General features: G+C 67.0%; 11 protein-coding genes. 1 reads left to right on the top strand and 10 read right to left on the bottom strand.

Translation table 11 applies throughout. The annotated features are described in order from the left end of the window. From QQK83_RS08305 to QQK83_RS08275, 7 genes are all read right to left on the bottom strand, one after another. Positions 1–1,587, bottom strand: a complete 1,587-nt coding sequence (locus tag QQK83_RS08305) for a GMC family oxidoreductase (RefSeq protein WP_284263314.1) — start codon at positions 1,585–1,587, stop codon at positions 1–3. Between the two features lie 9 nt (positions 1,588–1,596). Further along, entirely contained in the window at positions 1,597–2,337 is a 741-nt protein-coding gene (locus QQK83_RS08300; protein ID WP_284263312.1) for a 3-ketoacyl-ACP reductase, read from the bottom strand. Next, a complete protein-coding gene (locus tag QQK83_RS08295) occupies positions 2,334–3,809 on the bottom strand; it encodes an FAD-dependent oxidoreductase (RefSeq protein WP_284263310.1) in 1,476 nt (491 codons plus the stop codon). The genes QQK83_RS08300 and QQK83_RS08295 overlap by 4 nt, the downstream gene beginning before the upstream one ends. A 92-nt stretch (positions 3,810–3,901) precedes the next feature. Then, complete coding sequence (locus QQK83_RS08290) at positions 3,902–5,017, bottom strand: ABC transporter ATP-binding protein (RefSeq protein WP_284263308.1); 1,116 nt, start codon at positions 5,015–5,017, stop codon at positions 3,902–3,904. A 103-nt stretch (positions 5,018–5,120) separates the two neighbouring features. After that, positions 5,121–6,002, bottom strand: coding sequence for a carbohydrate ABC transporter permease (locus QQK83_RS08285; protein ID WP_284263306.1), 882 nt, complete (start codon positions 6,000–6,002; stop codon positions 5,121–5,123). After that, positions 6,002–6,901 (bottom strand): carbohydrate ABC transporter permease, encoded by a 900-nt coding sequence (locus tag QQK83_RS08280; RefSeq protein WP_284263304.1) that lies wholly within the window; start codon positions 6,899–6,901, stop codon positions 6,002–6,004. The genes QQK83_RS08285 and QQK83_RS08280 overlap by 1 nt, the downstream gene beginning before the upstream one ends. Before the next feature lie 94 nt (positions 6,902–6,995). Beyond that, positions 6,996–8,246 carry an ABC transporter substrate-binding protein gene (locus tag QQK83_RS08275; protein ID WP_284263302.1) on the bottom strand — a complete coding sequence of 417 codons (1,251 nt, stop codon included), beginning with the start codon at positions 8,244–8,246 and terminating at the stop codon, positions 6,996–6,998. A 204-nt stretch (positions 8,247–8,450) separates the two neighbouring features. On the opposite strand from QQK83_RS08275, the gene QQK83_RS08270 reads away from it, so the two are divergent. Next, positions 8,451–9,515 (top strand): LacI family transcriptional regulator, encoded by a 1,065-nt coding sequence (locus QQK83_RS08270; RefSeq protein ID WP_284263300.1) that lies wholly within the window; start codon positions 8,451–8,453, stop codon positions 9,513–9,515. A gap of 2 nt (positions 9,516–9,517) precedes the next feature. Here QQK83_RS08270 and QQK83_RS08265 read toward each other — a convergent pair whose 3' ends face one another. From QQK83_RS08265 to QQK83_RS08255, 3 genes are read right to left on the bottom strand one after another with little or no spacing between them, the layout of a single operon-like run. After that, positions 9,518–11,041, bottom strand: a complete 1,524-nt coding sequence (locus tag QQK83_RS08265; protein WP_284263298.1) for an aldehyde dehydrogenase family protein — start codon at positions 11,039–11,041, stop codon at positions 9,518–9,520. Positions 11,042–11,044: 3 nt separating this feature from the next. Beyond that, on the bottom strand, positions 11,045–11,812 hold the full coding sequence (locus QQK83_RS08260) for an enoyl-CoA hydratase/isomerase family protein (protein WP_284263296.1): 768 nt from the start codon (positions 11,810–11,812) through the stop codon (positions 11,045–11,047). Then, positions 11,809–13,380, bottom strand: coding sequence for an acyl CoA:acetate/3-ketoacid CoA transferase (locus QQK83_RS08255; RefSeq protein WP_284263294.1), 1,572 nt, complete (start codon positions 13,378–13,380; stop codon positions 11,809–11,811). Before QQK83_RS08255 ends, QQK83_RS08260 begins: the two co-directional genes overlap by 4 nt.

Genomic DNA, 13,380 nt, shown 5'->3' with positions numbered 1-13,380 from the left:
TCAGGCCCTCGTATCTTCGCGGATCATGTCGGCGGCTTTCTCGCCGATCATGATGGCCGCGGCATTGGTGTTGGACGAAATCACCCGCGGCATGATCGAGTTGTCCACGACGCGCAGGCGCTCGATGCCGTTCAGGCGCAGGCGCGTGTCCACCACCGCGGCCGGGTCGCTGCCCATCCGGCAGGTGCCCGCGCAATGGTGCGACGTCTTGGAGTGTTCGCAGATGAAGTCGAAATACTCCTGATCGGTCTTCACGCCCGGCCCCGGCAGGCGCTCGGCCAGCACGTATTTGGCCAGCGGCCCCTGCGCCATGATCTCCTGCGTCAGTTTCAGGCCGCGGATCGACATCTCGCGGTCTTGTGGATCGGACAGGTAATTCGGGTCGATGAGCGGGGCGGCGGCGGGGTCGGATGACGCCAGCCGCACCGTCCCCCGCGACCGCGGGCGCAGATAACAGGAATTCAGCGTCACGCCGCCTTGCGGCATCACCGCGACGCCCTTCTCGATCCCGGTGCCCAGCCCGAGGTGGAACTGGATGTCGGGCGAACGCGCGTTCGGGTCGGCATACCAGAACCCGCCCGTCTCGAAGAGCGACGAGGCCACCGGCCCCTTGCGCGTCAGCAGGTATTGCAGCCCGGCCAGCGCGGCGAGATGCGGCTTGGCAAAGCGGTCATAGCTGTAGGGGCCGTTCAGTTCCGAGATGCAGTAGAGGTCGAGGTGATCCTGCAGGTTCTCACCGACCTGCGGCTGCTCGAGAACCACGTCGATGCCGAGCGCGTGCAGATGATCCGCCGGGCCGATGCCCGACAGCTGCAACAGCCGCGGCGAGCCGATGGCGCCGCTGCTCAAGAGCACCTCCTGCGTGGCGCTGAGGCGGGTGCCGTCCGTCAGCTCCACCCCCGTGGCGCGCCCGCCTTCTACCGTGATCCGCCGGACCTGTGCGCCGGTGCGGACGGTCAGGTTCGGGCGTCCCTCGTTCGGGGCGACATAAGCCATCGCGGCGGAGGACCGACGCGCATTGCGCTGCGTCAGCTGGTAGTAGCAGACGCCGTCCTGCGTCTCGCCGTTGATGTCCATGTTGCGCGGGATGCCGAGCTGTGCGGCGGCCTCGAAATAGGCCTCGCAGATCGGCAGTGGCGCGATGGGTTGCGAGACGCCAAGCGGGCCGCCCTTGCCGTGATAGCGGTTGTCGTAAGTGTCGTTGTCCTCGGCCTTGCGGAACCAGGGCAGCACGTCCTCGTAGGACCAGCCGTCGCAGCCCATCTGCCGCCATTCGTCGTAATCCTGCGCATTGCCGCGCGTGTAAATCTGGGCGTTGAGGGACGAGCCGCCGCCGATCACCTTGCCCTGGGTGTAGTTGAAAACCCGGTTCTTCATGTGGCGCTGGGGCACGGTCTCCCACCCCCACGACCCCAGCCCCTTGGTCATTTTCGCAAAGCCCGCGGGCAAGTGGTACAGCGGGTTATGGTCGCGTCCGCCGGCCTCGAGCAGCAGGACCGTGGCGGCGGGGTCTTCGGAAAGACGCCCGGCCAGCACGCAGCCGGCGCTGCCGCCGCCGATGATGATGTAGTCGAAGCCTTCGGCCATGGTGGTTCCCTAAAGCCGGTGGATGGAAAGCCCGCCATCGACGGGGATCACGGCCCCGGTGGCAAAGGCGAAATCGCCGCGGGCGAGCGGCAGGATGGTTTGCGCGATGTCGGCGGGCCTGCCCCAGCGGCGGGCGGGGACAAGGCCCTCGGCGATGCGTTGGTCGTAGCGGTCGGCCACGGGGGCGGTCATTGGCGTTTCGATGATGCCGGGGCGGATGTCGTAGACGCCGATGTTCTCGGGCGCGAGGCGGGCGGCGAAAGCCTGCGCCATCATCGCGGCCCCTGCCTTGGAGATGCAATATTCCGCGCGGTCGGGCGAGACCATCGTGGCGCTGACCGAGGTGATGAAACTGATCGAGCGGTAGGGATCGGGCGGCAGCTGCAGCATGCGCCGCGCAACTTCTTGTGCAAGAAAGAACGCGCCGCGCAGGTTCACGTCGATGCAGCGGTCGAAGCTGTCAGGCGACATCTCGAGCAGGTCACCGCGCCGCATCGCGGGAACGCCCGCGTTGGAAATGAGCGTGGTAACGGGGCCTGTCGCATCCAGCACGGCAGGGATGCCGGACAGGTCGGAGAGATCGTGACGGTGATAGCTCGCGCCGGGCATCGCGGCCAACGCTGCCTGCACGGCAGGGGCCTCGGGCGGCTGTTCGGCGGCCAGCGCCACCTGCCAGCCGGCGCCGTGCAGCGCCTGCGCGATGCCAAGGCCGATGCCCTGTTGCCCGCCGGTGATCAGAGCGCGGTTCATGCAACCTCCTGCGCGATGCGGTCGGCCTGCCTCAGCGCCAGCGCCGCGATGGTGAGCGACGGATTCACCGCCGCCGAGGTCGGCAGAAGCGAGGCGTCGCAGATCCAGAGATTTGGGTGATCGTGGCAGCGCCCGAACGGGTCGGTGACGCTTTGCGCCGGATCATCGCCCAGCCGCGCGGTGCCGCATTGGTGCGAGGGCGTGGAGCGGTCGAAGGCTTTCGACAAGAGCACGGGGAACCCCGCCCGGCGCAGCGCGCCTTTCAGTTTGGCGACAAGCGCCTGATGCGCCGCCCAGTTGGAACGACGCCAGTCGAGGACGATGTCGTCGCCCTTCAGCGTCACCCGGCTTTCCGGCTGCGGCAGGTCCTCGGACATGACGTAGAAGTCGATGGCGCGGTCCGCGATCTGCCTTGCAACCGGCCCCGGTAGCCCCGTTTGCGCGGCAAGGATCGGGGCCGAGACACGGCCAAGCAGCTGGATGTTGCCGAGCGGTTCGCCCTGCGGCCCGCCGGTCAGATACCAGTCGTTCAGCATCAGGGTTTTCTGGTAGACCGACCCGTTCCGCCGCGGCGAGAGCGCCAGCAAGGCCGAGGCGTTGTGGTTCATGAAGTTGCGCCCCACCTGGTCGGAGCGGTTGGCAAGGCCCCTCGGGTGCGCCTCATCCGCCGAACGCAGGAGCAGCGCGGCGGTGTGAACCGCCCCCGCCGCCAGCACGATGCGCGGCGCGGTGAACCGGCCCTTGTCGGTCATCACGCCGGTCACCCGCTCGCCCTCGGCCTCGATCCGCTGGACCCTCACGCCGGTTTGCAGGCGCACGTTCGGGTGCTGCAACGCGAGCGTCAGCGCGGCGGTCTCGGCGTCGAGCTTGCCGCCCGTGGTGTCCGGGAAGGCATCCCAGGGCGTCGCCGCGCGGGCCAGCCAGCGGTCGAGATCAACCGCAAGCGGCAAGGGCGCGGGGTGCAGGCCCGCGGCGCGCAAGCGGCGGTCGAGATCGGCGATGGCGGGTTCGTGCGGGACCGGGGGAAAGGGGTAGTTCGCCGCGCGCGGCGGGTCGGTCGGGTCGATGCCGCCCTGCCCGCGGACCTGGTAAAGCGCCTCGGCGCGGTCATACCAGGGCGCGAGCGTGTCGTAGGGAAAGGGCCAGCCGGGGGTGGTGCCGCCGATATGGCGGATCGGGGCGAAATCGGCCTCGCGGTAGCGGATCATCACCGCGCCGTAGAACTTGGAATTGCCCCCGACAAACGCGTAGTTGCCGGGGTTGAAGCGGGTGCCCTCGGGCGTCAGCCAGGTCTCGGCGGGGCGGAAATGGCCCTGTGCGAAAATCGCCGCCGGGTCGCGCGCCTGGGCGCAATCCTCCAGCCGCTCGCCCCGCTCGAGGATCAGGATGCGCAGGCCCGTGGGCGCCAGCCCCGCGGCCAGTGTCGCGCCCCCCATGCCGGAGCCGACGATGATGATATCGGCATCGCTCATCCGATCCTCCCTCGGTGGAACCATAGATATTGGATCGTTCCAAATCCAGCCTGAAAAGAAACCCGCGACCCCATGAACCGCGGGTTTCCGCCTTAACCGATGCGTTCTTCCGTCTTCGGGTCGAAGAGCACGGCCTTGTCCATGTTCACCGCAAACTCGAAGGGCTGGCCGGCATGCACATCGGCATCGGCCCGCATCCGCGCAATGCAATCCTTGCCGGACAGCGTCATGGTGACAAAGGTATCGGCCCCCGCAGGCTCCGTCACGGTCACGCCGTTCGTCAGGCCCTGGATGTTGCGCGCGTTGCGATCTGCCCCCTCGGGGTCGGTGATCGCCTCGGGGCGGATGCCGAGCATCACCTCGCTGCCCTTGTAGGACTGGTAGGCCGCGGGGGCGTTCTCCATCCGCAGGGCGATCTCCTGCCCATCCGCGCCGGTCAGCACCGCGTGAAGCGCGCCGTTGCGATCCTCCAGCTTCGCGGGCAGGACGTTCATCGCCGGGCTGCCCATGAAGGTCGCCACGAAGAGATTGGCGGGGTTGTCGTAGATCTCTTTCGGGGTGCCGAGTTGCTGGACATAGCCGTTGTACATCACCGCGATCCGGGTCGAGAGGGTCATCGCCTCGATCTGGTCGTGGGTGACGTAGACGATGGTGGTGCCAAGACGCTGGTGCAGCTTCTTGATCTCGGTCCGCATGTCGACGCGCAGCTTCGCGTCGAGGTTCGAGAGTGGCTCGTCGAACAGGAACACATCAGGGTTGCGCACCAAGGCGCGACCCATGGCGACCCGCTGACGCTGGCCGCCGGACAATTGGCCGGGCTTGCGCGTCAGCAAAGGCTCGATCTGGAGGAGCTGCGCCACCTCCTTCATCGCCTTGTCGCGCTCTTCCTTCGGCGTGCCATGCATCTCGAGGCCAAAGGTGATGTTCTGCCCCACAGTCATGTTCGGGTAGAGCGCGTAGGACTGGAACACCATGGCGATGTTGCGTTTCGACGGGTGGACCCCGTTCATCACGCGGTCCTTGATCTTGATCTCGCCGCTGGTGATCCCCTCAAGCCCCGCGATCATGTTCAGAAGCGTGGACTTGCCACAGCCCGAGGGGCCGACGAGGACGAGGAATTCCCCCTCCTCCACCGAGATATCGACCCGGTGCAGCACCTCGACGGCGCCGTAGGACTTGGTGACGTTGTCGATGTCGAGGAAGCCCATGGCCTCAATCCTCCGGATTGTCCGGCGCGGTGAAGTTGCCCCGCGCGTTCGGAATTTGAAACGCGCCACTGGCGCCTTTCATTTTGTTGCACAAAACCATTCCTCACCCTTTCACGGAGCCAGCCATGAGACCGCGCACGAAGTAGCGGCCGGCGACGATGTAGACGAGAAGCGTGGGGGCGGCGGCCATGATGGCGCCGGCGAAATGCACGTTGTATTCGCGCACCCCCGTGGACGAGTTGACGAGGTTGTTGAGCGCGACCGTCATCGGTGCGGCATCTCCGCTGGCGAAGCTCGCGCCGAAGAGGAAGTCGTTCCAGATGTTCGTGAACTGCCAGATGAAGCTGACCGCGATGATCGGGCCGGAGCTTGGCAGCATGATCCGCCAGAAGATCTGGAAGAACCCCGCCCCGTCGATCTGCGCGGCGCGCACAAGCTCGGTCGGGAAGGCGGCGTAGTAGTTGCGGAAGTAGAGCGTGGTGAAGCCGATCCCGTAGACGAAATGCACGAGGATCAGGCCGGGCGTCGTCCCCGCGATCTGCAGGATGCCGAGGATGCGCGCCATCGGGATCAGCACGATCTGGAACGGGATGAAGCAGGAGAACAGGAGCATCCCGAAGATGATCGTGTCACCGCGGAAGCGCCACTTGGTCAGGACATAGCCGTTCAGCGCACCCACGACGGTGGACAGAAGAACGGCCGGAATGGCCATCATCAGCGAGTTCATGAAATAGGGGCGCAGGCCCGTGGGCTCGACCCCGATCTGTGCTGTGGACCAGGCGGACAGCCACGGCTCGATCGTCCAGTCGCGCGGCAGCGCGATCATGTTGCCGCCGGTGATCTCGGAGAGCGGCTTGAGCGAGTTCACCAGCATGATCCCGAAGGGCAACAGGTAGAACAGCGCGAACAGCAGCAGGAACAGGTAGATGAAGGCCCGCGTCATGCGCGAGGTGCGGATCGCGGTATCGGAGGAGGCGACGGCCATCACTTCTTCTCCTTCAGCTCGGCATAGAGGTAGGGCACCATGATCGCCGCGATGGTCATCAGCATGATCACGGCGGAAGAGGCGCCGATCCCCATCTGGTTGCGGGTGAAGGTGTAGGAATACATGAAGGTCGCGGGCAGCGCCGTGGCATTACCGGGACCGCCCCCCGTCAAGGCGATGACAAGGTCATAGGACTTGATCGCCAGGTGGGCGAGGATCACGAAGGCCGAGAGGAACGCCGGCCGCAACTGCGGCAGGATGATCCGGCGATAGAGGTTCCAGTTCGACGCGCCGTCGATCTGCGCGGCCTTGAGGATCTCGTTGTCGATGCCGCGCAGGCCCGCGAGGAACATCGCCATGACGAAGCCCGAGCTTTGCCAGACCGCGGCGATGACGACGGTGTAGATCGCCATTTCGCGGTCCTTGATCCAGTCGAAAGTGAAGCTTTCCCAGCCCCACAGATGCATGGTGTTCTCGAGCCCGATCGCGGGGTCGAGGAACCATTTCCACGCCGTCCCGGTCACGATGAAGGACAGCGCCATCGGGTAGAGGAAGATCGGCCGCAGGATGCCCTCGCCGCGGATCTTCTGGTCGAGGAAGATGGCCAGCGACAGGCCGATGACCGTCGAGATGCCGATATAGAGCGAGGCGAAGACGGCGAGGTTGGTGATGGCGATGTCCCATTCGCGGATTCGGAACAGGCGGTCGTAATTCTGCCAGCCCACCCATCCGTAGGAGGGCAACATCCGGCTGTCGGTGAAGGACAGGTAGATCGTGAAAGCGATGAAGCCGTAGACGAAGATGATCATCACGGCGAGCGACGGGGACAGAACCAGTTTCGGCAGCCAGCCCTGAAGACGCGTGCGGAAATCCGCGCCCGTGTCGGTCGATGCGGCCATCGGGCCCCCTCCCCTTCGTGTTGCGTGATGGGTCGGCCACGGGTCGGGCCGGATGCGGACCGGCCCCGCGCGGGGGCCGGCCCTTTTGCGCAGGTTACTGCGCGATCTCGACGGCGGTGACGAGTTCCGCGGCGGCGGTCTCGGCGTCGTATTCGCCGTTGAAGTGCGCCGTGATCACGTCATACATCGCGTTCTGCACCGACGGCGGGTTGGCATGGCCATGGGCCATCGACCCGAAGAGACCACCGTTGGCGGCCGCTTCCGCCAGCTGCGCCATGCCCATCTGGCCACAGGCGTCGAACTGGTCGGAGGGGATGTCGGTCCGCGCGGGAACCGAGCCCTTCACGAGGTTGAAGGCGACCTGGAACTCGGGGCTCAGCACGGCCGAGGCCATGGCAAGCTGTGCTTCCTGAGCCGAGGCGTCCGTCACGTTGAACATGGCGAACTGGTCCGCGTTGAAGGTCACGGTGCCTTCGGTGCCGGGCACGCGGAAGCACTGGAACTCGTTGCCGGCGGTCAGACCCGCGTTCACGAACTCACCCTTGGCCCAGTCGCCCATGATCTGGAACAGCGCTTCGCCGTTGATCACCATCGCGGTGGCGAGGTTCCAGTCACGGCCCGAGAAGTTGTCGTCGACGAAGCCGCGCAGGGTTTCCATGCGCTGGAACGCCTCGACCATGGTCGCCGAGCCGAGCGCCTCGGGGTCGAGATCGACCATCGACGCCTGGTAGAAGTCGGGGCCACCGACGCCCATCACCATCGAGTCGAAGATGGTTGCGTCCTGCCAGGCCTGGCCACCATGGGCCAGCGCGGTGTAACCGGCAGCTTCGGCCGCTTCCATCGCCGCGACGAATTCGTCCCAGCTGGTCGGCTGCTCGATGCCCAGCTCGGCCATCAGCGCGCTGTTCGCCCAGACCCAGTTGGTCGAGTGGACGTTCACGGGCGCCGCGACCCAGTCACCTTCGTAGGTCGAGAAGGCCTGCAGCGCCGCGGGCACCACGTCGCCCCAGCCCTGCTCGGCGGCAAGATCGTTGAGGTTGGCAAGCGCGCCTTCGGCGGCCCAGTCCTGGATCGAGAAGCCGAGCATCTGCACGGCGGTCGGCGCATCGCCCGCGGTGACGCGTGCGCGCAGAACGGTCATGGCGTCCGAACCGCCACCACCGGCGATCGGCATGTCCTGCCAGCCCACGCCGCCCGCGGCCAGCGTGTCGCGCAGCGTGCCCACGGCGGCAGCTTCACCGCCCGAGGTCCACCAGTGCAGAACTTCCACCTCCTGGGCTGCGACCGCAGTGGTCGACAGCGCCACGACAGCAGCGGTCATGTGCAGTTTCTTCATCATGGTCATCGTTCGGTTCCTCCCTTGCTGACCATCGCCCTTGCCGGGCTTGCGGGTATTGAAACGTTATAAATCCCTTGCTCGTCAACCATAAATTGAGGGTTGCTTGCCCCGCATTTGCACGGAACCCACCGTTTCCAAACGGATTTTCTGCATCGCAGCATAAGGTGCGAGGGCGCTTTTCGTGTTGAAACGTTTGAAATTCACGGCATTATGATCCGCGATGCAACCCTTGGGCGATCCGAACAGATGGGCAACGACCTCGACGCCGGCACACCGACGGACATGGGCGAAAGGCCGACCTTGCGCACGGTTGCGCAGGCGACGGGCTTTGCCGTGGCCACGGTATCGCGCGCGCTTGCCGGCGACCCGCGAATCGCGGAAGCCACCCGCGCCAAGGTCGCCGAGGCGGCCAAGCGCCTGGGCTATGTGCCCGACCGCGCCGCGCGGCGTCTGCGCACCGGGCGCACCCAGGTCATCAGCCTTTTGTTGAACACCGAACACGAGTTTCTCGGCTTCACCCATGAGGTCCTGTCCGGCATCACCGAGGCGCTGGCGGGCACCGGCTATGCCGTGACCGTCGTGCCCGACAGCCCCGGCGAGGATCGCCTTGCTCCCGTTCGCACGATCCTGCGCAACAACCTTGCCGACGGCATGCTGTTCACCCGGACCGAGGCCTTCGACCCGCGCGTGCGCCTGTTGATGGAGGCGGATTTCCCCTTCGTCAGCCACGGCCGCACCGAGTTCACCACGCCCCACCCCTGGGTCGATTTCGACAACGAGGCCTTTGCCCGCGCCGCTGTCGAGCGGCTGGTCGCCAAGGGGCGCTCGCGCCTCAGCCTCGTGTTGCCGGGCGAGCAGTTCACCTTCACCCAGCATCTGCGTTACGGCTTCGTTTCGGCCGCCCGTGCCGCGGGGATCGAATACGAGATCGTCGCGGGCGTCACGCTCGACAGCCCCACGCGCGAAATCGCCGAGGCGCTGACGCAGGCACGCCGCGGCCCGACCCCGCCCGACGGGTATGTCTGCGTGGGCGAGGTCACCGCCATGGTCACGCTGGCAGCACTTGCCGATACCGGTGCCGTCCACGGTGTCGATGCCGATATCGTGGCGAAGCGCGCCTCGCCGATCTTCGACAACATCCGCCCGCGGATCGACACCGTCTTCGAAGACCTGCGCGCGACGGGCCGAACGATTGCAGGCATGTTGTTGCGCCGCATGGCGGGCGAACCGCCCGAAGGGCTGAACATGCTGTTCCACCCCGACCCGCCGCGCTAGGCTCATGCGACCCAGGCCCCGCGGGTCTGGCCGATGCGCATCTGCACGGTCTTCACCTCGAGAAACTCCTCGATCCCGTAGCGCCCCAGCTCACGCCCCTGCCCGCTTTGCTTGAACCCGCCAAAGGGCAGTTCGGCGAAGCCGTCCATCCAGGTGTTCGTCCAGACCGTGCCCGCCTGCACCCGCCGCGCGAAGTCGAGGCAGGTCGAGACATCGCGGCTCCAGACGCCTGCCGACAGGCCGTAGGCCGCGCCGTTCGCCAGCGCGATGGCCTGATCGAGGGTGCGAAAGGTCAGGACCGACAGGACCGGGCCGAAGACCTCTTCGGTGGCGATGGGCATCTCGGGGCGCACATCCGTCACGATGGTCGGCTGGTAGAATTGCGCGCCGAGGCCGCCGACCTCCAGCGCGCCGCCGCCCAACGCCACGCGCGCACCCGCCGCGACCGCGCCACGGACATAGCCGTCGATCTTGGCCAGATGCTCGGGCGAGATGATCGCGCCCACCTGCGTGCGGGGATCGAGCGGGTCGCCGAAGGGCACCCGGCGGCTGAGCGCGACGACCTTTTCGGTGAGCGCCTCGGCCACGTCCTCATGCACGATGATCCGGCTGCCCGAGTTGCAGCACTCGCCCGCGTTGAAATAGACGCCGAAGGCGATGGCATCGGCGGCCTGGTCGAGATCGGCATCGGCAAAGATCACCTGCGGGTTCTTGCCGCCAAGCTCGAGGCTGACCTTCTTCAGCGTGGCCGAGGCCGCCGCGCTGATGCGCTTGCCGACGCCAGTCGACCCGGTGAAGGACACCATGTCGACGCGGGCGTCGGTCGAAAGCACCTCGCCCACCGGGTCGCCGTAGCCCAGAACGATGTTGCACACACCGGCCGGAAGACCCGCTTCTTCCAGAAGCCCGCCCAGCATCACAGTCGTGCCCGGCGTGAGTTCCGAGGGTTTGACCACAGCCGTGCAGCCCGCCGCCAGCGCGAAGGGCAGTTTCTGCGAGACGATCAGGAAGGGGAAATTCCATGGGCAGATCAGCGAGACGACGCCGATGGGTTCCTTCAGAACAAGGCCCAGCATGTCGGGCCCAAGCGCGTTGTGGCTGTCGCCATGCATCGTCCGCGCAAGCGCCGCGGCATAGCGCCAGAGGTCGGCGGCCCCCTCGATCTCGGCCAGCGCCTGCGTGATGGGCTTGCCGGATTCCAGCACCTCTTGCCGCGCGATGGCCGCGCGGTCGCGGTCGATCAGCTCGGCAACCTTCAGAAGCAGCGTCGCCCGGTCCTTGCCGGAGGAGCGGCTCCAACCGCCCGCGTCAAAGGCCGCGCGGGCGGCGGCTATGGCCGCTTCGGCCTCGGCCCGGCCACCCTTCGCCGCAACGGACACCGGCACACCATGCGCGGGCGAGCGCCGTTCACTCGTCGCGCCATCGGCGCTGTCCACCCACGCGCCGCCGATCCAATGGCAGAGCGTCATCGGCGCGTCCGGAAGCGTGGACGTGTTCGAGGCGGGAATGACGGTCAGGTCCTGCATGGCTCAGCTTCCGGGGAATTCGGGTTTGCGTTTCTCGGCGAAGGCCGCGACGCCCTCGGCCTTGTCGGCGCTCGCGCCGATCATGCCGCCGCCCAGCGCCTCGATCATCGCGGCGGGGTCTTCGCCGACACCGGCGTGGAGCTGGTATTTCGCCACTTCCGTGGCGCGCGGTGCGGCCTTGAGCACCCCCGCGGCGATGGTTTCGGCCGCGGCAAGGGGATCGTTGGCAACCTCGGCCACGAACCCGAGGCCAAGGGCGCGCGGCGCGTCAATGCGCCGCCCGAACAGCGCCATCTCTTTCACCACCGGTTCAGGCAGCAACCGCAACAGGCGTTGCGTGCCCGACCAGCCCGGCACGATGCCCACCTGCGCCTCGGGCAGGCCGAGCGCGGCCGCCGGGGCCATCACGCGGATGTCGCAGCAGGCGGCGAGTTCCAGCCCACCGCCGAAGGCATGCGCCTGCAGCACCCCGATGGTGGGCTTCGAAAGCCGCGCCAGCCGGTCGAAGATGCGATGCCCCTCGCGCACCCAGTGACGGGCGAACTCGAAGGGCGACAGCGGCGCCCATGCCTTGATGTCGGCACCCGCGCAAAACGCCCTCTCCCCCTCGGACCGCAGGATCACGCAGCGCACAGCCGCCGCACGCTCCAGCGTGGCGCAATGCGCCTCGAGCTGCACCAGCATCTCGGGCGTGAAGGCGTTGAGCTTGGCCGGATTGTCCAGCACGACATGGGCGATTGGCCCGTCGATCTGCAGGTGAACCGCGCTCACAGGGTCAGCCCCATCGGCGCGTCGCGCAAAAGCGACAGGGGCAGGTTCACCGCATCGGGGGCAACGCGAACGCGCCCGCCGCTCGCCGCCTCGATGTCGCGGGCGGGGTCGATCCCCGGCATGATCTCGGTGGCCACCAAACCCTCCGCCGTCAGGCGGATCACGCAGCGTTCCGTCACGTAGATCACGTCTTGCCCCTGCGCCACGGCGCGCGCGCCGGAGAAGGTGACGTGTTCGACAGCCTCGACCATCTTGGTGAACTTGCCGGGCTTGGCGACGCGCAGGCCGGTGTCGGTCAGCTCCAACTCGGCCGCGGCCTCGAAATAGCCCGAGAAGACGATCTTCTTCGCATGGGCCGTGATGTCGACGAAGCCGCCGCATCCGGCGGTGAGATACGGTTTCTTGCCCAGCTTCGAGACGTTCACGTTCCCCTCCACGTCCACCTCGAGGAAGGACAGGAAACTGACGTCGAAACCGCCGCCCTGGAAATAGGTGAACTGGTTGGGCGAGGGCACGAAGGCATCGGCATTCGACGCGCAGCCGAAGGCGAAGCCGGTCAAGGGCATGCCACCCACCGCGCCCTGTTCGATGGCCCATGTCACCGCCTGCGCATGACCTTCTTCCAGAAGAATGCGCGGCACCATCGCCGAGATGCCGAAGCCGAGGTTCGCGGTCTGCCCGCGCTTCAGCTCCATCGCCGCGCGGCGGGCGATGACCTTTTCGACGCCATGCTCGGCCAGCGAGAACGAGGCCCAGGGCCGCATGATCTCGCCCGAGATGGCAGGATCATAGGGGGTTTCGGTGGTCTGCTTCTGGTCGGGGGCCACCACGATCAGATCGACGAGATGCCCCGGCACATGCACGTCATGAGGGCGAAGCGACCCCGCCGCGGTCATCCGCTTGACCTGCGCGATCACAAGCCCGCCATGGTTGCGCACGGCAATCGCCTGGTCCAGCGCGCCGAGATACGCGCCTTCGTGCTCATAGGTCAGGTTGCCCCGCTCATCCGCCGTGGTCGCCCGGATGATGGCGACATCCGGCACGATGTTCGGGAAATGCAGCCATGTCTCGCCGCCGAACTCCGCACGGCTGACGATGGGTGCTGCGGCGGCGCGCGCATTCATCGCGCAGCCCTCGCGGATCGGGTCGACGAAGGTCTGAAGCCCGACCCTGGTCAGCACGCCGGGCCTGCGCGCGGCCACGTCGCGGTGCATGTCGAACAGGATGCCCGAGGGCACGTTATAGGCCGCGACGCGGTCCTCGACGACCATCTTCCAGATCTCGGGCATCGGCAGCGACGATGGCCCGGACGGGTAGCTGCCCGCGATGATCCGGTCGAGCAGACCGTCGCGCGCGATATGGTCCACGCCCTTCACACCATACATGTCGCCCGCCGCGATCGGGTGCAGCGTGGTCAGGCCGCGCGGGTGCCCCTCGGCCTCGAAACGCGCCCCGAGGGCGGCCAGCACCGTGTCGGGACAGCCCAGCGCCGACGAAGACGAAACGGTCACGACGGCACCGTCGGGAATGCGGGCGACGGCCTCGACGGCGGTGACATGCTTGCCCAT

This window comes from Roseicyclus amphidinii (assembly GCF_030163755.1).
In the GTDB taxonomy this organism is placed as follows: domain Bacteria; phylum Pseudomonadota; class Alphaproteobacteria; order Rhodobacterales; family Rhodobacteraceae; genus Roseicyclus; species Roseicyclus amphidinii.
This window is presented reverse-complemented; position numbering and strand designations above follow the sequence as displayed.